Here is a 21090-nt window from a genome sequence, read left to right as displayed (position 1 = left end):
GGCCTCCTTCATGTACGGAAAATCAATTCACGGTAAATATTGATAAAGAATTCGGTAATCTGCTGAATCATGCTCAGGACAAGGGTTCCGAGGAATACAACAATGCCCATAACCACTATCGTCAGCAGCATCGTTACAACCGTTTTGAGCACAGTGTACTGATGAACGGTCATAATGCCGACGAACAGCAGCGCTATGAACCAGATGGATGCCACCGACATCATCAAATAGTAGAAGGCCGTTTCTTCCTCTGCCATAAACCGGCTGGCCACGACCATCGGGGTGTAAATAATGACAATGGGAACAAGCGCATAGCCCGTAGCCATCATGATCTCTTTGAATTTCCCCTCGCCGTCCATCAGCGTTGTTATGGCCCAGTTGGACAGGCACCACAGGAAAAACGGAAAAATAACGGTGATCAGCTGTGTAATACTGTTTAGATGGCGCGGGTCATTATAGTTGACCAGAAAACCTGCGAACTGATTCTTCAGGATCATGGAGATCACGACAAGCAGCAGAATGGTCAGTGTTACCCGCAGCTTTCCTTTGCCCTCATATTTCATATCCCAAAAGCTGTCAAACGGATGCACAATGAGGTGCAGCGGGAATTTAATGAAATCCTGCCTCATGGGCGTTCCCCTCCTTAAGGTTATGCGGAGCCTGGCTGGAAGCCCGGGATTGCCGTTTTCTTCTCCAGAAGCCGAAGATCCGGTAGGCAACCCATACGGCCACCAGCAGCATTACCGATGTCAGGAAGGTTCCGAAGTGCTCCTGCATCACTTCTCTGCGATACCGTTTGAAGGCTACGGAATAACCGTCCCGGTCCATCCCGAGCTTAAAATACTTCATCGCTTCCTTGTTGTTTTTCTCCATAAGCAGCGACTTGCCTATGCCAATATAGGCGATATCATAGTTGGCATTCAGCTTCAGGACCTCCCTCCATACGGGAACCGCCTGTACATCCTCACCGTTGTAATGATAGCCGACCGCTTCATTTACAATGCTGCCGAACCGGGTCGGCTTGAAGACCACGATATTGCCCTTCCCCCGGTCCAGCACCAGCTGGTTACCGCTGGCGTACTCAATGGCTGCCGGTGTTTTGAACGTCCCGGTCTGGTTGCCCTTGCCGCCATACACATAGAGAAGGTCGCCTTCATCGTTATAGGTGAACACCTTCCCCTGATTGGCGTCCAGCGCGCTGTACATTCCGTCAGGAAGCACCTTGATATCCGTGAACTTGGAAGGTCCCACCGATATCCGGTAACGGATATCCCCCAGAACATCGAAGTACCCGAACCGCTTCAGCACATCCTCACCGGAGGGATTAAGCCGTTTAACCGGCTCCTTCGAGCCCGGATCAATATTCGTCGCATACAGGAAGCCTTTTTCATCCACATCAATATTGGAGAACTCCGTGGGGACGAACAACGCCATCTGCGCCTTCTGCGCTTTGGTCGAGAACATCCGCCAGATATATTCGGTGTAGTCGCGCTTGACCTTGTTCGTGCCGACGTAGCCGATGAACACGCCGTTCTCATCGAACTGCATAATTCCCTCGAAAATACCCTTGGCAATAACATAGACCCGTTCCGCCTGGTCCACCGTCACCTTGACCGGGATAAACTTGAAGTCAGCCGGCAGGATATCCGACTCCGGCTGCTCAATCAAACGCAGCAGCTCCCCGTCCGGGGACAGCACGACGATACGCCCGTTGTCCGTGTCGGCCACGAACAGATTGCCTTCGTCATTAACATACAGCCCCGACGGATTCTTGAAGGTTTCTGCCTTCCCGCCGTTGTCAAAGCCGGTGATGACCTTATCTACCTTCCAGCCGCTGTCCAGGCAGATAATCCGGGCATTCCCGCTGTCTACGATATAGATTAGCCCGCTGTCCGCAACAACCATGTCGGCGGGGTCCAGAAAGTCACCCACCCCGAGATCCTTGCCTGTAAGCGTACGGTCAGGGATGTATGCTGCCGGAGCAGGCACGGCTTCCTCCCAGTAATTATAGTTATAGCTCTCATATGGCACGGCCTCGGCATTCACCGGCGCGGGAGCCGCACAACTCAGCAGCAGGGATGCCATTGTCCCCGCAAGCAGCCACTTTTTTGCAATCAACTGCCTTCCCCCCTAGTCCTTCATTCCTGAAGTAGCCATCGTCTCAATAATCCGGCTCTGTGAAAAAACAAACAGCGTAATCGGCACACTCATCAGGATAAGCGCCACTGCCGCCGCTGCACCGGAACGGGCAATGCCTCCGGCTACTACCTGGCCAGCCGCGAAATGAAGCGATTTCAGCTGTTCGCTGTAGATGAAGCCGTTGCCGTCGCTGCCCCACAGGATCTGAAACAGCAGAATAATCAGGGTCAGCCAGGCCGGCTTGACGTTAGGCATAACGATCGTCCAGAAAATGCGGTATTCGCTGGCACCGTCGATTTTGGCGGCCTCCAGCAGCACATCCGGAATCTGCTCCATGAACTGCTTCATCAGATACAGGCCCAGAGAATAGGCGAATGCCGGAATAATGACGGCCCAGTACGTGTCGATCAGCCCCAGCCAGGACATGATCATATAGTTGGGCATAGCCGTTACGGCCGGCGTGAACATCAGCGATAGAACGACGATGGTGAACAGCACTTTTTTGCCGGGAAAATGATGCTTGGCCAGCGGATATGCCGCTGCCGAGGCAAAGATGACGTGTCCGATAATACCTGCGCCTGTAATGAACACCGTGTTGAAAATATACCGGGAGAACGGTACCCACGAATTGCCGAGCAGGTTAAACAGATCCACAAAGTTATTCAGCGTCGGATTACGCACAAACAGCGTCGGCGGGAAAATAAAAATCTCATCCAGCGGCTTAAACGCATTGTTAATGGCATAAACCAGCGGCAGAATCATAAAGGCCCCGAAGAGTGTAAGCAGGGCGAATAAGGAAAATGTGCCCCAGGCTGAACGGTTCACCCGTTTTTTGGGCATCCGGACTGCGCGTCCGAGCCGCCTTCTGGTATTGGCCTGAAAGGGGATATTCAAGATTATTCGCCCACCTTTCTAAGGAGCTTTTGTACGATAAGGTTCGAGGCGACCATGATCAGGAACAGCACCGTAGCAATCGCTGACGCATATCCCATTTCAAACCGGGTGGTGCCAAAATCAATCAGATGCGTGACGATCGTCTCCGCCGCATAGTTCACACTCGGGAACCCGGCCAGGGCAATGGAGACATCGGCTACGGCAAAAGCGGTCGTAATCTGGATTACGGCGCCGAACATTAATTGCGGCCGCATCGACGGAAGCGTGATGTACCACAGCTCCTGCCAGCGGTTTTTGATTCCGTCGACCGCTCCGGCTTCATATAAAGTGCCGTCTACCGTCTGCAGGCCGGCGATGAATGCCAGGAAGCCGGTTCCCAGACTGAGCCACAGCTGCACCAGGATGATAATCGGCATAATATAGCCTTCCGTCTTCAGCCACAGGATCGGCTCCAGAATGAAGCCGAAGCGCAGCAGCAGGCCGTTCATAATTCCGTACCGGTCACCGGAGAAAATCATCAGCCAGATGAAGTATACGTTCCCCGAAATGGAGGGCGCATAGAAGACAAGCGTCATTACAGCTCTAAGCTTGGGTGACAGCTCGTTGATGATCCAGGCGAACACAAAACAGGCAATGTAGCTGATAGGCCCTGTAATCACTGCAAACAGCAGCGTATTTTTGAGGGCGATCAGAAAGACATCATCCTCCAGGAACAGGCGGGTATAGTTCTGCCAGCCGATAAACTTCGGAAATTCTAACATGTTGAAATATGTGAAGCTGAGCACAATCGACACCAGGACAGGCAACACCGTAAATACGGCGAACAGGATCATGTACGGTGCCATTAAAATATAGGAATGCTTATTGGCTCTTATCTCATGCCATTTCAGGCTCCACCAATTCTGCACGGCTTGCTCCTCCCCCTTGCTGCTATAGGCCAAACTCTCTGCGCTTGGTGCTGATCTCATCCTGGATATATTGAACGTAGTCCATGATGGATTCCCGGGCCTCCACATTGCCGACCACCGTCTTGTAGAAGGCATTGAATAAATGCCGTCCTGTGAAATATCCGCCCGGCACCTCAGGCACACCCTCGGCCCATTCGAACTGGGCTTTCAGATTATCGTAATCGGCAACCGGCCAGGGCAGACTGTCCAGCGCCTTGATGTTGGCGGTCGGATAACGTGCGGCGGCTCCCATCAGGCCTTCCATTTCGCGTCCAAACACGGTCTGCGTCTCCTCACTCGTCCACCATTTCATGAACGCCCAGGCCGAGTCCTTGTCTTCCGCCTTCTCCATCATAATGACGCCGCTCCCGCCGCTGGAGACCGTGCGGTCAATCGTACCATCCGGCTTCACGGTTCCCGGTATCGGTACGAAGCCCCACATCCCCCGGATTTCCGGAGCGAACACAGACAGCTGGTTGTAGACGGTATAATCCGCTATGCCGAAGGGCATTTCACCGGTACGGAACCGGTTCGCGAAGTCATATTCCTTTTCAAGCTTGTAATCGGTATAGAATTCCGTCCACTGCTTGAATGTTTCAATGCCGGTCCGGGAATCCAGATCCGATTCTTCCCCGCCGTTACGGTAGAACTGTCCGCCGTTCTGAAACAGCAGCGCCGCATACATGGAGTTAGGCGGAATATTCTGTCCTTGAACGGCAGACTGAATCACAACCGGCAGACCGAACTGCATGTGGTTCTTGCTGAGCACAGCCAGCAGGGTGGATACATCCTCCCAGGTCTGGGGGACCTCAAGCTGAAGCTCCTCCAGAATGTCCTTGCGGTAGAACAGCATATTGAAGGTCTGGGTCTCAGGCAGTGCATAGGCTCCGCCGTCATAGACAAACGGCACCATCGCGCTTTCGCGGAAACGGCCCTCTACCTCCGCAAAGTCTGCAAACTGCGTCAGGTCAGCCGCGGCATTACGCATAGCAAAGTTTACAGGAAGGTCCGTTCCGATCTGCATCGCAACATCGGGACCTTGCCCGGCCAGTGTGGCCGGCAGCAGCGTGGACATGTTCACCAGCTTCAGATTTACGTTGATGCCGGTTTCTGAGGTAAAGGTCTCATCGATCATCGCCTTCATCGTATTCGCCTGATCGCGTCCGCTGCCGATCCAGACCGTAACTGATTTTTGGTCATCCTCATCGGATACATTCCCGATCTGGTTGTAATCCGTGAAGAAGGAGGCCAGGAAGGTAGCTGTCTCGTGTTTGATTTTCGAGCCAAAGCCCATTCCCTTCTTCGGAAGCTTCCTATCCGGTGAGGCCACATACAGCGCATCAATCTCCAGCGGCTGCTCTCTGGCCTGCTGAACCCAGGTGCCAAGGCCCCCGGTATTCGTCTTGTAGGCGGTAAGCCTTCTCGGGATGGTATCCGGGTCCTCGATCAGCTCGCTGAGCTGCTGCGCCATCGTCTTAAGCAGCGCTTCCTGGTCACTGGACTGTCCCGACAGCTCTACCAGCCTTTTGGCGACGCTCCTCAGCCGGTCATGCTCGGTCCCGAACACCTCCAGCATATCCGGCACCTTCTTATCCAGCTGGTAATCGCGGTATTCATCCGGCTTCGTGCCGGTAATCATCAGAATTTTGCGGTACATCGAATTAAGGTTGTACAGGCTTTCCTCTACCTCACGGATCAGCGGGGCGAACTCGCCGAGGCTGACCTCAAGCCGCACCACATGCTTTCCTTGCTCGAGATTGTACAGATAGGGTTCATCTCCGCCCATAACATCCAGCCGGTAGCCGCTTTTATAGCGGAAGGGGACCATGGCCATTTCGGCAAACGGCACCTCACCATCAATGGTCAGCCTGCGGGTAGAGTAAATCCCCCTTACAAAATTTTGCTGTGTCTTAAAGGCCAGCTTATATAGCCCGGTCTCAGGAACATCGATCTCCCATTCGATCCACTGGCCGGGTATCCGCCAGTTAAAGCCGCCAATGGTGTTGATTTTTATTTTGGAAGAGCTGTAGGGATGAACAGCGGAGCTGGAACGCTCGCTGAGCGGATACAGGGTCGGCGATGATTTTGCTGCCGCCGCCTCTCCCTCAATGACCAGCAGCTGATTATCCGCAGGCTGCGCACCGGCGGCATCCAGCTGCTTTTTCAGCTCCTCGTAGGACAGCGGCTCAGGCTGCTTGTACAGCTTCAGCTGCCTGATGATAACCGGCTCCCTGGAAGACTCCAGCGCCAGCGTATGCGTGCCTTTGGAAAAATAAAATAAAAAGGGCTCATTCTCATACCCGTCAGAATCCTGAAACGGCTTCTCGCTCCAGCGGGGCTGCTCAAGCTGTCTGGGTCTCAGGTCATTCCCCTGATTATCCGTTTCCAGCTGATCCAGCTGATTCACCCAGATGCGGTCAAACTGCAGAAAGGCAGCTTCACGAAACGGGAGCTCTCCGTCAATGTACAATGCACGCTCGATGGCCGAGCTTTTGCCTGCAACCGGATAATACAGCATGGACAGATTGTAGAGACCGGCTTCAGGAACGCTGACCGTCCATTCAACCCTGCCCGACTCACCCGTGAGCAGGGATTCTCCGGACATCCCTTCATGGTCAGACAGCCTGCTGATTCCGCTGCCCTCAGCCAGGCTGTAGTCCCCAGCCTCAATAATGATTTCCTGCTCCGGTCTGGCAGCATCCTTATGCCCGGCCAGGTAAGCTGTATACTTATCCTGGTTAAAGGCTGCTGTTCCTCCCGCAGGCGATGCATCCTCCGCAGACTGTCCGGAGGATGCTGCCGCCTGCGTATTCTTTGCTGCCGGTACGGTCTGATCACTTGCATTTGCCTGTACGTTCAAGCCTGCCGGAAGCATCAGTAACAAGGCTAAAGCGGCAAGCGTTATATTCTTGGCCAGTTGAAAACGGCTAGTTTTACCGGTCACCAGAAGTCCTCCTTACAGCAGAAGCAGCAGTTCCCTTGTTCGGGAAGGCTGTCATGCCGTGGTGAAATCTTACCTGTATGCAGCAAGGGGAGCCCGCAGGCTCCCCCGCCGCAAAAGCGGCCCGGGCCGCTTCTGTTACTTGCCCAGCTTGGCAATGGAAGCCTCCGCTTCCGGTTTATACTTCTCGGCAGTCGCGGTAACCGACTGATTATCTACGATAATATCCTTCATAAAGCCGTAGGTCGGGAAATCCGGATAAGCGGTTTCCAGCAGAATCTGGCCGGTGTTGTTGATGTGATCATGCAGCATCGCTACATCCTCTTCATGGGCATAAATGCTTTCCAGCCATTCCTGGCTCGGGAAATCACCGGTCTGGGTAATGTCATACGTTTCCTCGAACGCCTGATAAGCAGCTGCCGGATCTTTTACACCCTTAGGAATAAAGAAGGCATTCTTTCCGTTATCCGCATACGTTACTTCCGGCGATCCTGACGGGCCGTTAGGGAACGGTACGATACCGAAATCAAAGGTCAGGTCGCCCAGATTCCATACCGGAGCCGGGAACATCGCCACATCGCCGTCTTTGAAGGTGTTGAACTCGTCATAGCCGACTTTGTCAGTACCTTTAACCTTCATGACATTCTCCACATTGTAGAGCCGGTTGATGAACTCCGCCGTTTCAATGACCTTTGGATCTGTCAGGCCTTGGGTGCCTGTAGCTTCATCAACAATTTTGCCTCCGTTGGCTGCAGAGAAATTACGGAGGATGTCGATAGCCCAGCCCGAGAACCCGTACGTATCGATCTTGCCGTCATTATCGGTATCCTTGGTGGCCTGCTTGGCGATTTCAATGAATTTATCCCAGGTCCATTGTCCGCTCGCATATACCTCCTGCAGATCCGGCAGGCCCAGCTTCTTGAATAAGTCGCGGTTGTAATGCAGGCCCGCGCCGCCGGTTCCCGGCTCCGCAAAAGCGTAATATTCATTGGCGATCTGCGGGGCCTTAACCAGCAGTGTCGCTTCGTTATTAATATTGGATTCAGCCGTTGTGAATTCGCTGACCTTCATCAGCTGCCCCTTGAGAATGGCCGGCCATGCCGAGTTGTACTCCATAATTACGATGTCGGCAAAGGGCTCTCCTGTAAGCGCAGTTGCTGTGAACTTGGGCATAAACTCTTCGAACGGAACATTTACAAATTCAAATTTGCAGTTGTATTTCTCCTCCACCTCAGCAATCTTGGCGAGCCGCTCCTTCTCGGAAGCAGAATTCCCCGCCGGCTTGAGGTCCCACCAGGCAGCAACCTTAATGACACGCCCGCCCATATCCACCGGTGCCGCAGTAGGCTCTGCAGTCGCTTCTGCAACCGCCTCTGTCGCAGCCGGCTCTGCAGTCGGATTATTTTTGGGACTGTTCGCCGCATTATTCCCGCCGCTGCAGGCTGTAAGCAGAAAGACCAGGCACAGCAATAAAACGGAATACCCCTTCACTCTTTTCATTCGTATAACCTCCCATGGTTTTAAAATGAAGCGCTTACAGACATGTATAAAAAAATAACAACATTCCAGGAAACCCGTTCTTTTCGGCATACCACCTTTTCTTTTGTTATTATTTTTGTTTTTATTTTGCATAACAAATATTACCACCTGTTAGGTAAACGGTCAATCACATTTTGACGGTTTTTTGGATTTAACGCGCTTTCATTTTCAATTTTATGTATCAAGACCTAATTTAATGAATAATTTATACAGTTTTTATTATTCGACAAATAACAAAAATAACATCTAACAAAACAAATAATCTTTATTCCGTTTTCCTCAGCCTCCTTTTTAGAACCTTTCGTTTCTATTTCCTGCGCAAAAAAAGATGTGTGAGTCCGGGCTTCTTCATGTAGAATTGTAAATGCGGCCTCCCATTGATGTTGACCAATCTGACTAGAGTAGGATGATTTTATGCGACGCAAAGTAACGATTCAATCTATAGCTGATTTCACCGGACTATCCAAATTTGCGGTTTCACGGGCCTTATCAAATAAACCAGGAGTCAGCACCCAGACCCGGGATACGATACTCAAAGCCGCCGGCCAGCTTGGTTATTTCAAGGACTCTCTGCCGGCGAAGGCACCGGGCGGACCGGTTGATCTGGATATGCGCAAATGGTCCGGGACCATTGTGATCCTGTTTCCTAACGTCCGCTACCAGAACCCGGAATCCTTATACTGGGGTCCGGTGTTTAACGGCATCTCCTCGAGGCTGGACCAGCGGGGCATCAACGTGGTGACATTAACCGAGCCCAAGGGTGACTCCCTGTTCTCGCTTCTGCATCCCGAGGCCATAATGGGTGTAATTACCGTCGGCTCGATCTCAACCCCCATTCTGCTGGAGATCAGGAGCCTTGGGATTCCTGTCATGATGGTAGATCATGCTGACCCCGGCTTCAAAAGCGATTCCATCTTTACCGATAACATGACTGTGATGAAGGAACTGATGGAGCTGGCCATCGGTAGGGGATATACCCGCTTCCAGTTCATCGGCAACATCCGCGATGCTGAAAGCTTCTATGAACGCTTCCTTGTCTTCCGTGCGGCACTGGAGGACAAGGGGATCAGTCTCAGCCAGATTCCTGCGCTGATCGCGCCTGAGATTGACCAGTTCAGGGAGACCTTCGCAGCTGCTGTTACCGAGCATGGCCTGCCTGATATTTTCATATGCGCCAACGATACCTATGCGCTGTTCGCGATCGAAACCATGGAATACATGGGCCTGCCTGTCCCCGCCAATCTGGCCTTCACCGGCTTTGATAACACCTATCCTTCACTGCCTCTTCTGGCTACCGTGAATGTTGATAAGGGACAGCTTGGTATGCGGGCGGTAGACCAGATGCTGTGGAGAATCCTTAATCCCGGTACAAGCTTTGAAAAAATCCTTATCCAGGCTGATCTGATCATCAAAGGCTGACACTTGGATCAGGATTCCGGTGCACCGCACAACTAAAAAACCTCTCTTTAGCAGAATGGATAGTCATACTCCATTTCACTAAAAGAGAGGTTTTGTTGCAGACAGACTCTTCTCAGGTCCCGAACCGCTGGCGGTACCCGCACTTGCGGCACAGCTCCTCCACCGCTTCCCTGCGGGAGAAGCCGTAGAACAGATTATTCGCACGCTCGCCCTCGACAATCTCGGAGAACGGCTGCTCATGCAGGTTGCCGAGGTTGATGACGCCCTCGCCGTCCAGACAGCACGGTACCACCGTGCCGTCGACCAGCACCGCTGCCTGGCTGCGCAGCGCATGGCAGAAGCCCTTGCCGTCATCCTCCGGCTCGTGCAGGGCCGGCCATCTGAACTCGTGGTCCTGGTTCAGATAGACGCGCGGCGCAATCTTGACGCCGCTGCCGGGAACCACCTTCTCTTCAATCCGGTAATCCAGATTGAAGGCCTCCTCCAGCACCACTAATGTCTCGCGGTTGCGCATCCGCGTCACGTTCGTCTGGTTGTCCTCCGTCAGATTCCACAGCCGGAAGGAGATAATGACGCCCTGCGCGGAGGCTTCGCGGACAAACGAAATAATCTCCCGCAGATAGCCCTCGCGGTTCTCCGAGCCCTCATGCCCGTCGAAGCTGTGCAGGGAGAAATTCATCTGGCGCAGCGCCGGCTTGCCGATAATCTTCGGTCCGGCTTTATGAATCAGCGTTCCGTTGGTCGTAATATTAACCTTGAAGCCTTTGGCATGCGCTGCATCCAGCAGCTCGCCGATCTTCGGATGCAGCAGCGGCTCTCCCTTAACATGAAGATAGATATGATTGCTGTGCGGCTTAATCTCATCCAGAATTTTGTTGAAGGTGTCCGGCTTCATGAAGTTTTTCTGCCGCTCCGTCGGCGGACAAAAGCTGCAGGCCAGGTTGCAGACGCTTGTAATCTCGATGTATACCTTTTTAAATGTCTTCAAGTGCTGCTCCCCATTTCCATTTCACTATAGATCACCTGCATAGCGGAGGCCGATCTGCCGTCTGGCCTCCTCCATAATCTCAGCTACGGCCAGCGAATTTCCGTGGCTGTTGATGCTGCTTTCGCGCTGGCCGTTTTTCAGCAGCTCAATGAATTCGTGCGCCTCATAATACATTGCTTCATACACCTGCGGCACCGTAAGCTCCTCAACCGTTCCGTCGCGGTAATGAATTTTGACCTGGTACGGCTGATTGATTTTATCGATGACCATCGTTCCGTTCTCCCCCTGAATTTCAGCAGGCAGATAGGAGTCGGAAATTTTGGAATGCATAATGACAGCATCCATATCCGGGTAGCTCATAACCATGCTGCCTTCACCGTCGACCCCGGAGGACAGCATATAGCCTGCCGCCTTCACCGCATCCGGCTTGCCGAACAACGCCACCATTGGATACAGGCAGTAAATCCCCAGATCCATCAGCGAGCCGTTGGAATATTCCGGATTAAAAGCATTCAGCACAGTCCCCTGGCGGTAAGCATCATAACGGGATGAGTATTGACAATAGCTCGCGAAATAACGCCGTACTGTGCCCAGCTTATACAGATTGTCTTTGATCACACTGAAATTCGGCATCATTGTCGATTTCATCGCTTCCATCAGCAGCACATCATTCGCGCGGGCCGCCTCGATCATGAGCTTCAGCTCTCTGCTGTTGGAGGCCGCCGGCTTTTCACACAGGACATGCTTGCCGTGGTTCATGCAGATGACCGCCTGCTCGGCGTGCATCGAATTGGGACTGGCTATGTACACAGCATCCACATCCTGGCTGGATACCATATCCTCCAGGTTAGTATAGATAGCGGCTCCCGCATATTTAGCGGCAAAAGCCTGGCCCTTTTCCTCTGTACGGGAGTACACCGCAGTCAGAATAAAATCCTCATTTTCCAGTCCAGCCTGAATAAAACGGTCTGTAATCCAGTTGGTGCCAACGACCCCGAAACGAATTGTCATGAGTGATCCCGTCCTTTGTCTTTTTGATCTATAACTGCTATTTTCTCATCCCATGTCAGGGATGTCCACTTTTTGAAGGTTAATTTCCGACAATTTCCGCTAGATTTTTTATGTGAAAAAAAGCACCTGCAGAACATCCGTATTTTTCCTGATAATCCCCCTCTAAAAAGCGGCTGTCAGCAGAATGCCCATCCTTTCCCAACGTTATTCAGCAGCACCTGAGCTGATCCCGGACAGTAAAAAAGCCCGCTCTTTTGAGAGCGGACCTTCTGCGTCCCTGTTATCCTTTTAGCCGAAAAAATCCTGCAGCTCGCGCACAATAGCCGCCTTGTCATGCTCCACAACTTTCATATGCTGCGGCATATCGAACAATGCGGAAATCTGCTGCGGGAATTCCTGCTTGATTCCGGTGAGGGCAATCGCCTCGTCAAATTTGGCAGGATGTGCGGTAGCGAACGTAATGGTAGCCTCATCCGGTCCGCTGAACGCCTCATAGGCGGCAATTCCGCAGGCTGTGTGCGGATCAAGCAGATAGCTGTACTCTTGTTTATATTTGCTGATGATGTCCAGACACTGCTGATTCTTCGCGCCAAGCGCGGAAAAATCAGACTGCACCTGCGCAAACAGTCCGCCGTCCACCGTAATTTTACCGTCTGCCGCAAGCCCGGCCATATACTCCGACAGCTTCACTGCATCCTCGCCCAGCAGATAATACAGATACCGCTCAAAATTGCTCGCCACCTGAATATCCATCGAAGGACTGTAGGTGCTCGTAAATTCACCCGGTTTGTATTCGCCGGTGAGGATGAAACGCTCGAGAATGTTGTTTTCGTTGGTGGCGATGATCAGCTTGTTGACCGGCAGGCCCATCTTCTTGGCCAGGAAGCCGGAGAAAATATTGCCGAAGTTGCCCGAAGGCACACTGATATTAATCTTCTTCTCACTGCTGTTCTCAATCTGCAGGTAAGCATAGAAGTAATAGACCGTCTGGGCCAGAATACGCACAAAGTTGATCGAGTTGATCGCCCGCAGGTGATATTTGCCTTTAAAGTCCAGGTCGGCGAACAGCTCCTTGATCACCTTCTGGCAGTCGTCAAAGTTACCTTCCACAGACAAATTCAGCACATTGCTGTCGTCCACGGTGGTCATCTGCAGCTCCTGCACCTTGCTCACCTTGTTATGCGGATGCAGAATACAGATTTTGATGCCTTCTTTGCCGCGTACGCCCTGAATCGCCGCTGCACCAGTATCCCCTGAGGTTGCCCCGAGAATATGAATAATCTCCCCGCGCACCTTGGCAATATAAGAGTACAGCTCGCCCATGAACTGCAGCGCCACATCCTTGAACGCAAACGTCGGCCCATGGAACAGCTCAAGCACGTAGAGAGAATCATTTAATTTATGGAGAGGCGTCACTTCCGGCGCGCGGAAATTGCCATAGCTGGTGTAGACCATTTCTTTGAGGTCATTATAAGGAATTTCATCATTGGTATAGTGTGAGAAAATCTCCAGGAACAGCTCCTGGAAGCTGAGCTTGCGCCATTCCTCCAGCGTATCCGGGGCAATTACCGGGATCTGGATAGGCACCATCAGCCCGCCGTCATCCGCCAGTCCCATCAGGACTGTATCAATAAAGCCTCTAGCTTCCACTTTTCCTCTTGTGCTTATATACTCCATACCTGTCTCATCCTCCTGGACCCCTCTTTATTTAACCCTCTAGGCCCGGTATGCTGAAAATGAAGCCAAGCTGCCGATGCCATCACACACTATATATTAACACGTTTAAGCGTTAAAGTCCGTTACTTCTGTGTCAACTTTGCCGAAAAAATATGGATGCCGCCCTTACTTCTTCTGCAGCTCTTTCCAGACGGTTTTGTTGCTGTACTTTTTCTCTGTACTTACATCTTCTCCGAACCATTCAGGAGCGGTGAAGCTCTCCGCTTCCTCCAGGGAATCGAACTCCACCTCAATTACTGTGAGCTGCAGCTGGGTGTAGACGTCGATCTCTACGGTGATGCCGTTCCATACTGCTGTGGTACGTGTTTTGACCAGGGGAACCGCCTTAACGGCCTCAATCATCTGGTTATACAGCCCTTCCGAGATGTCATATTCGATCTCCTTGCGGCTGATGCCCTTGCCGTCCTTAAACGTATGCGTAAACGTAACCTCGCCCGAGTCGAGATCGGTAATCTTGCGCACCCGCAGCTCCTGCCCGTCCTCAATCGCCAGATACGTCTGGTCAATGCTGTGCCGCGTAATTACTTTGAGCTCTCCGCCCTCAATCAGTTGCTCCGGATATTCCGGCAGCAGGAACTTGCGTTCAATCTCCATAGACATGCTGTCTCTCTCCTTCATGCGCTATACGGTACACAATATAAATGCACGATATACGATCCGCGCCGCGATGTTTTATATTATTTATCATCATAGGGGCAGGTCATACGTTAGTCAATCGGCGGGCGGGAAATTTGGGCGGACTTGCTTCGGACTTCTTCGGACGTGCTCGGACATGTTACGGACGCTATGGAGGTATTCTTACTCTCCTCCGATTTAAAAAACCTCCGCTGTCGCGCTAGTCTTTCGGGCCGAAACCCAGGAATATGCCTCGTTCTCCTGCTGGCTTCTTCAAAAATACGTCAGCTGGTTCAGCCTTGGACGGCGAAAACGAAACGAAATTCCAATCCGCTTGGTCGGCGCTCCCGGGAAGATTATCCCCCTAAACCAGGTACACAGGAATTTCAGGATAACTGCACTTTGTGCAACTAAACTGGCGGTTTTCGGCGTTTTTTTCAGAATAACTGCACTCTGTGCAGCTATTCCGGGCTGTTTCGGTGAAAAGCGGGCTTTTATGCTTTTTTAAGTGTACAAAGTGCAGCTATTCCGGAAATAAGAGGGTTTCTCCTCAATATAGCTGCAGTAAGTACACTTATTTCGTTTGACGGACAAATGTGCCCAGCCGAAAGTGTCGTATTAGCGGAGTAATGTTGTCAGGCCGGCGTTAGGGGATAAACATCAATGGCTCAGCAGCAGTAGCTCAGCAGCAGTGGCGAGATATTAACAACTCGACATTAGCAGCTCAGCATCAGCTACTCAACTTCAGCTACTCAGCATCTTCTAATCATCATCTTCTACTCATCATTAGCTACTCTACACCAGCTACTCAACACCATGCTACTCAAATTCAGCTACTTAACATCAGCTACTTAACATCAACAGCTCAGCATTAGCATCCAACTTCAGTTATTCAGCATCAGCTATTCAACATCAGCTATTCAACATCAACTATTCAACATCAACTATTCAACTTCAGCTACTCAACATCAACTACTCAACATCAACTACTCAACATCAACTACTCAACATCAATTACTCAACATCAACTACTCAACATCAGCTACTCAGCACCAGCGCTCAAGCTCAGCAATTCAGCATCTTCAAAATCAGCCTTAACAGCTCGGCATCGGCTACTAACCCTCTAAAATTAGCACTGCCAGCCCGGAATTAACGCCCAACATTGCTAATCCACCATTCCCACAAATTACGCCAAGTTACTACTGAGCAGCACAGACCCGGCAGCGGGTATGGAGCCTCTGTTACCTCTGCAATTTCTGTATTGCAAAAAGGGGCATCCCGCTTGGGACACCCCTCCTTTATCGCTCCGCCCTAATCAACGGCAGCGCCTTATCCTCACGTTTCACGCAGCGGAGCGGAAGCACCTTCCTCACTCGTCACCTAGCGGTACGCCAGCAGCTGCCCCCTCACGCTTCACCCAGCGAAACCGCCAGCAGCTGCTCCCTCACGCTTCCCCCAGCGGGAACAGCAGCGGCACTACCTTGCCCGCGACAACATCGATCAGCCCAAAGTCCGTAATCTTCAGCGCCGGACTTACCGGCAGCGAATGCGTGCTGATCGACATGATCGGGTTGTAGTGGTTGTAGCCCAGCGATTCCATCGCTGTGCGCAGCCCCAGCACGCGCTCCGCCGTCTCGGCGAGCGGAGCCTCGGTCAGGATGCCACCGACCGGCAGCGCCAGCAGGGCCAGCACTACGCCGTCACAGACGACGCAGAATCCGCCCTGCTCGGCAATAACCGTATTGGCGGCGAGCGCCATGTCCCCGGCGTTGTGTCCGACAACGAGCAGGTTGTGGTTGTCGTGCGAATACGTTGTCGCAATCGCACCGCGCTTGATCGTGTCGCCGACGATTAGGCCGTAGGCGCGGCCTCCGGTTTTGCCGTACCGCTCAAAGGTGGCGATCAGGCCGCAGCCGGTGTCCTGCCATTGCAGCAGGCCGTCCTTCACTTCGGCCTCGACATGCTTTTCTTCGGTAAACGTGGACACGTTGTTGACCGTCATCACACGGGCGCCGTAGCGGCCGTCCGGCAGCTCCGAGCGCACCGCGAAGTCACCGGCGCTAAGCGGCGCCAGCTGCACGCTCCGGTAAAAATGCGCCGGGAAGCGCGGCTCCGGCGTTGCTTGCACCTGCGGCCGGCTGCGGTCCCAGACCTGCGCGCCGCGCTTGTAAACCGCCTCAATCGTGAAGCTGCTGAGGTCAGACAGCAGCAGGTAATCGGCGGTTTTGTTCGGCGCGATCACGCCGCGGTCGTCCAGCTTCATCCGCCTGGCCGGCGTGTAGGTGGCCGCATAGACAGCGGCCTCCGGTGCCATGCCCATGGCGATGGCCTTGCGGACGAGATGATCCAGATGCCCGGTCGCTGCGAGCGAGTCAGTCATTACATCATCGGTCACGAAGCAGAAATGCTCGCTGACCGGATGCTGGATCAGGTAGTCGACAACCTCCGGTGTCATCGACTTCTCCTGAATCTCGATGAACATCCCGGCGGCAATCCGCGCAGTCAGGCCTTCAATGCTCTGATGGGTGTGATCCGAATCAATCCCGGCAAAGATCAGCTGATGCAGCTCGAGGTCGAGCAGCTTCGGCGTATGTCCTTCGATAACCAGACCGGGATACTTGCTGCGGACGTGCTGAAGAATCTGGTTGCTTTTACAATCGGGATCACGGATGACATCAACGAAGTTCATGACCTCGCCGAGGCAGATCATCTGCTCCGTCTCCATCAGCTCATCGATATCGGCAATTTCAATCGAGCCGCCCGTCGTTTCCAGGGGAGTTGCAGGCACCGAGCTCGGAATCGCATAGAACATATCCACCAGACAGTCCTTGCTGGCCCGGATCATCTCATGCACACCTTCAACGCCGAACACATTGGCCATCTCATGCGGCTCGGGAACAATCGTCGTTACGCCATGCTGCAGAATACCATAGGAGAACGTCTCCGGTGTAATCATCGTGCTCTCAATATGCAGGTGGATATCAATCAGTCCGGGCACCAGATACTGCCCCTTAGCATCAATCGTCTCTCTAGCTGCGAACGTTTCCGCACCAAGCTGGCCGACATAGAGAAAACGCCCGTCTTTTACCGCAACATTCGCTGTCTCAAACCGTTTATAGTAACTGTTGTACACTTTAGCGTTCAGTATAAGTTGATCTGTAATCATCATGTCTGCTCCTTATGAAGCGCTACTGCACCAGCACCAGCTTCTCTTTTGGAAAATAAACCGTAACCCGCTGTCCCTGCACGAATGGCTGCTCCATCTCCTGATTCACCGTGAATACACCCAGCTCCGTCTCCACCTGATACTGGTAGCTGCGGCCCAGATACGTGCTAATCTGCACCGTTCCCGGCAAAATATTACTGGCCGTGCCCGGCTCCGGGCTGGCTGCAAACAGCTGCAGATCATCAGGGCGGATCGCTCCAAGCAATCCTGTGTTACCGAGGCCCTCCGGCCGTTTGGCCGCCTGAAACTTCAGCGCTCCTCTGCTAAGCTCAATATCCGAACCCTCATCATTCCGTCCGTCAAAAGCGATAAAGTTCCCGAACCCGATAAACCGGGCCACGAACTCGCTGGCCGGGTATTTGAAGATGGCCGACGGCTTGTCTAGCTGCTCGATTTTGCCATTGTTCATCACCGCCACCTGATCGGAGATCGAGAAACACTCCTCCTGGTCATGGGAGACATATACGGTCGTGATGCCCAGCTCCTGCTGGATGCGGCGGATTTCCACGCGCATGTTCACCCGCAGGTTCGCGTCGAGGTTGCTCAGAGGTTCGTCGAACAGCAGCAGATCCGGCTCAATGACGAGCGCCCGGGCAATCGCGACCCGCTGGCGCTGTCCGCCGGACAGGGCTGCCGGAAGTCTTTTTTCAAAGCCGCCCAGACTGACAATCTCCAGCATCCGGGTTACCCGCTTCTTCACTTCCGCTTCCTTCAGCTTGCGCAGTCGCAGGCCGAACGCCACATTATCAAACACCGACAGATGCGGGAACAGCGCATAGCTCTGGAACACGAAGCCGAAATTACGCTTTTCGACCGGAACCTTGGTGTAATCCTTTCCCCCGAACATAAAAGCTCCCGCTTCCGCATTCAGAAATCCGGCGATCAGGCGCAGGGTCGTTGTTTTGCCGCAGCCGCTGGGGCCGAGCAGGGAAAGCAGTTGCCCTTTGGCCAGCGACAGATTGAAATCCTCCAGTATCAGACGGTTGTCATAAGCAACCGATACCTGCTCAAGACTTAAAAGTGACATTGCGTTATGCCTCCGTTATCCTTTAATTGGCTATCTTTTGGTGAAATAAGCGAATCCCATCAGCCGCTCGATGACGAACATCAGCGCTGCCGTCAGCACCATCAGAATGACGGAGATCGCGGCAATTGTAGGATCGAAGTAATTTTGCACATAGGTCAGCATTTGAATCGGCAGGGTACTGATCCCCGGACCGGTCATGAAGACGGAAATATCGACGTTGTTGAACGACTCCAGAAAAGCGATCAGAATCGCCGCCAGAATCCCCGAGCGGATGTTGGGCAGTACGATTTTGAAGAACGTGTACAGTCTCGAAGCTCCCAGGCTCTGAGCCGCCTCCTCCACCGCAAAATCGAAATTCTCCAGGCTTGAAGCAATGACCCGGATAATAAACGGCAGCATAATGACCGTATGGCCAATCAGCAGTCCGGCGTAAATCGGCAGCCCGTAGACGACAATCAGGTAGCGCAGCAGCGTGAAGCCCAGCACAATCCCGGGAATCAGCACCGGCGACAGGAAAATCGCATTCAGCGTATCCCGCCCGCGGAACCGGTAACGGCTCAGCGCATAGGCCGCAGGCACACCCAGCAGGAGCGCCAGCAGATTGCCGAGCAGCGAGATGATAATGGAGGTTTTGAAGGTGTCCATAAAGGCGCTGACCTCAAAAATATTCCGGTACCATTTCAGCGAAAAGCCCTCAGGGGGGAATTTCAGGACCGTGCCCGGCTCAAAGGAAGTAATCGAGATGATTACGAGCGGACCCAGCAAAAATATAAAGACCAGCAGTGTGTACAAGGACAGCACGCGGTTGCCTTCCTTCATGTTCTCACCCCTTCGGATTCAGGCGGTTGGCCCAGGCATTCATCAGCCCCACCACCACAAATGTAATAACAATCATAATGACCGCGATGACCGAGGCCGCCTGCCAGTCGTTCAGCGTCATAGCGTTCTGGTACAGGAAGGTGGAGACCACCCGTTCCTTACCGCCGAGCAGTGCAGGCGTTGTATACGCCGTAAGGCTGCCGACAAAGACGAGAATGCCGCCGATGATCAGGCCCGGCACCGTCAGCGGGAAGGTGATTTTGCGGAATGCGGCAAACGGGGAAGCCCCCAGACTGCGCGCCGCCCGCACCAGCTCGTGATCCAGATTCTCCATAACCCCGAGCAGCGTGATGATGATCAGCGGCAGGAACAGATGCACAAGCCCGATCATCATCGCAGTCGGCGTATAGAGAATATCCAGCGGCTTATCGATCAGTCCTATGTTGACCAGGAAGGAGTTGATCAGCCCTTTTTTGCCGAGGATAATCATCCAGCTAAACGAACGTACAACAGGGCTCGTCAGCAGCGGAAAAATCGACAGTGCCAGCAAAATGCTCTTCTTGCGGGCGCTTGCCCGTGAGATATAATAAGCTGCCGGATAGCCGAGCAGCATGCAGACCAGCGTCGTCACCACACTCACCCGGAGCGTAGTCAGCAGGATGCGGTTAAAATACCCGTCCCGGAAAAAGTGCAGATACCCTTCCAGCGTCAGCTTCCCGTCCTGCACAAAAGTCGAGGCAACCGTCAGCGTAATCGGGACCAGCATGAAGGCCGCCAGGAACAACAGGCCCGGCAGCAGCAGGTACAATGCTTTTTTATTCATTCTAATGACTCCCGTCCTTCTTCGGCTCTTGGTTCAAGCTGTTAATGAAGCATTCCAGAAAAGCGGGCGCATCCACCTCCAGGCAGACACCGGCATTCGCCGGCCGTCCCAGCCGGTTCTGGAAATCGCAGACGGTCTGGCCGTCGCAAAGGTCACTTCTTGTCTCAACATCCACATAATAATCACGCACAGTAACGAATGAGCGGTTCAGTGCCACACCCACCGCCAGCGGATCATGCAGCGCACAGGCCTGCACACCGTTCCGTTCCCAATATCGCGTGCGGTAATCTGCCGTACTCTTCTCCACATAATCGCGGATGACCGGATTCTGCAGCCTCGTTATATCGTCTGCGCTTAGCAGCGCCTTGCGTGTCACATCCAGCCCGACCAGCGTCAGCCGGGGGAACCCGGCCGCCAGCACCAACTTGGCCGCCTCCGGATCGACGTACATGTTGTATTCGGCCGTCGGCGTAATGTTGCCGAAGCCCTGCACCACACCGCCCATCACGATCACCTCGGCGGCATGCTGGGTCAGCTCCGGGCATTTGTGCAGCGCACGTGCCAGGTTGGTCAGCGGCGCGGTCATAATCAGCGTGACCTCACCGGGCTGTTCCAGCACCTGGCGGATGATGAAATCCTCCGCTCGCTCTGCTTCAGATTGCTTCGTTACCGTCATAGCGGTAAGCGCGCCGCCAATCCCGTCTGAGCCGTGTACACGATGCTCGAACACGCTATCCCGGACCAGCGGCTGGTCCGCCCCCCGGAAGACCGGAATCTGCCCGGACACGCCGAGCAGCTCCAGAATCTTGCAGGTATTCAGAGTCGCCTGGTTCAGCGAGACATTGCCGCTGACCGTGGTGATTCCGAGAATATCGAGCTGTCCGCTCGTTACAGCCAGCATAATGGCCAGCGCATCGTCCACTCCTGTATCGACATCCAGAATGACCTTTTTACGCGCTGTCATC

16 protein-coding genes are annotated in these 21090 nt (G+C 53.2%); 1 reads left to right on the top strand and 15 read right to left on the bottom strand.

Features of this window, described 5'->3' with window-relative positions:
- Positions 1–8 precede the first annotated feature (8 nt).
- From R70723_RS03820 to R70723_RS03795, 6 genes are all read right to left on the bottom strand, one after another.
- Entirely contained in the window at positions 9–629 is a 621-nt protein-coding gene (locus tag R70723_RS03820; protein ID WP_039869933.1) for a Yip1 family protein, read from the bottom strand.
- Complete coding sequence (locus R70723_RS03815; protein ID WP_063837751.1) at positions 610–2118, bottom strand: NHL repeat-containing protein; 1509 nt, start codon at positions 2116–2118, stop codon at positions 610–612. Before R70723_RS03815 ends, R70723_RS03820 begins: the two co-directional genes overlap by 20 nt.
- Before the next feature lie 12 nt (positions 2119–2130).
- Positions 2131–2979, bottom strand: coding sequence for a carbohydrate ABC transporter permease (locus R70723_RS03810; protein WP_039878213.1), 849 nt, complete (start codon positions 2977–2979; stop codon positions 2131–2133).
- A 56-nt stretch (positions 2980–3035) separates the two neighbouring features.
- Positions 3036–3941, bottom strand: a complete 906-nt coding sequence (locus R70723_RS03805; protein WP_231574819.1) for a carbohydrate ABC transporter permease — start codon at positions 3939–3941, stop codon at positions 3036–3038.
- 22 nt (positions 3942–3963) lie between these two features.
- Entirely contained in the window at positions 3964–6855 is a 2892-nt protein-coding gene (locus R70723_RS03800) for an extracellular solute-binding protein (protein ID WP_047171320.1), read from the bottom strand.
- Positions 6856–7059: 204 nt separating this feature from the next.
- The gene (locus tag R70723_RS03795; protein ID WP_039869927.1) at positions 7060–8421 is read right to left on the bottom strand and encodes an ABC transporter substrate-binding protein; all 1362 of its coding nucleotides are present in this window, start codon (positions 8419–8421) and stop codon (positions 7060–7062) included.
- A 453-nt stretch (positions 8422–8874) separates the two neighbouring features.
- On the opposite strand from R70723_RS03795, the gene R70723_RS03790 reads away from it, so the two are divergent.
- Positions 8875–9879 (top strand): LacI family DNA-binding transcriptional regulator, encoded by a 1005-nt coding sequence (locus tag R70723_RS03790; RefSeq protein ID WP_039869925.1) that lies wholly within the window; start codon positions 8875–8877, stop codon positions 9877–9879.
- Between the two features lie 112 nt (positions 9880–9991).
- On the opposite strand, the gene R70723_RS03785 is transcribed toward R70723_RS03790, so the two are convergent.
- The 9 genes from R70723_RS03785 to R70723_RS03745 form a co-directional block, all read right to left on the bottom strand.
- On the bottom strand, positions 9992–10867 hold the full coding sequence (locus R70723_RS03785) for a radical SAM/SPASM domain-containing protein (RefSeq protein WP_039869923.1): 876 nt from the start codon (positions 10865–10867) through the stop codon (positions 9992–9994).
- A gap of 24 nt (positions 10868–10891) precedes the next feature.
- Positions 10892–11878, bottom strand: a complete 987-nt coding sequence (locus R70723_RS03780; protein WP_039869921.1) for a Gfo/Idh/MocA family protein — start codon at positions 11876–11878, stop codon at positions 10892–10894.
- Between the two features lie 288 nt (positions 11879–12166).
- Positions 12167–13555 carry a threonine synthase gene (thrC, locus tag R70723_RS03775; protein WP_039869919.1) on the bottom strand — a complete coding sequence of 463 codons (1389 nt, stop codon included), beginning with the start codon at positions 13553–13555 and terminating at the stop codon, positions 12167–12169.
- A 165-nt stretch (positions 13556–13720) separates the two neighbouring features.
- Complete coding sequence (locus R70723_RS03770; protein WP_039869916.1) at positions 13721–14215, bottom strand: CYTH domain-containing protein; 495 nt, start codon at positions 14213–14215, stop codon at positions 13721–13723.
- A 1459-nt stretch (positions 14216–15674) separates the two neighbouring features.
- Positions 15675–17396, bottom strand: a complete 1722-nt coding sequence (locus tag R70723_RS03765) for an adenine deaminase (RefSeq protein ID WP_039869915.1) — start codon at positions 17394–17396, stop codon at positions 15675–15677.
- 22 nt (positions 17397–17418) lie between these two features.
- Positions 17419–18483 (bottom strand): ABC transporter ATP-binding protein, encoded by a 1065-nt coding sequence (locus tag R70723_RS03760; RefSeq protein ID WP_039869914.1) that lies wholly within the window; start codon positions 18481–18483, stop codon positions 17419–17421.
- A gap of 30 nt (positions 18484–18513) precedes the next feature.
- The gene (locus R70723_RS03755; RefSeq protein ID WP_039869912.1) at positions 18514–19302 is read right to left on the bottom strand and encodes an ABC transporter permease; all 789 of its coding nucleotides are present in this window, start codon (positions 19300–19302) and stop codon (positions 18514–18516) included.
- Between the two features lie 4 nt (positions 19303–19306).
- Positions 19307–20125, bottom strand: a complete 819-nt coding sequence (locus R70723_RS03750) for an ABC transporter permease (protein WP_039869910.1) — start codon at positions 20123–20125, stop codon at positions 19307–19309.
- 1 nt (position 20126) lies between these two features.
- On the bottom strand, positions 20127–21089 hold the full coding sequence (locus R70723_RS03745) for a nucleoside hydrolase (RefSeq protein WP_039869909.1): 963 nt from the start codon (positions 21087–21089) through the stop codon (positions 20127–20129).
- Position 21090: the final 1 nt, after the last annotated feature.

Origin of the sequence: Paenibacillus sp. FSL R7-0273 (assembly GCF_000758625.1) — a bacterium.
GTDB lineage: Bacteria > Bacillota > Bacilli > Paenibacillales > Paenibacillaceae > Paenibacillus_AQ.
This window is presented reverse-complemented; position numbering and strand designations above follow the sequence as displayed.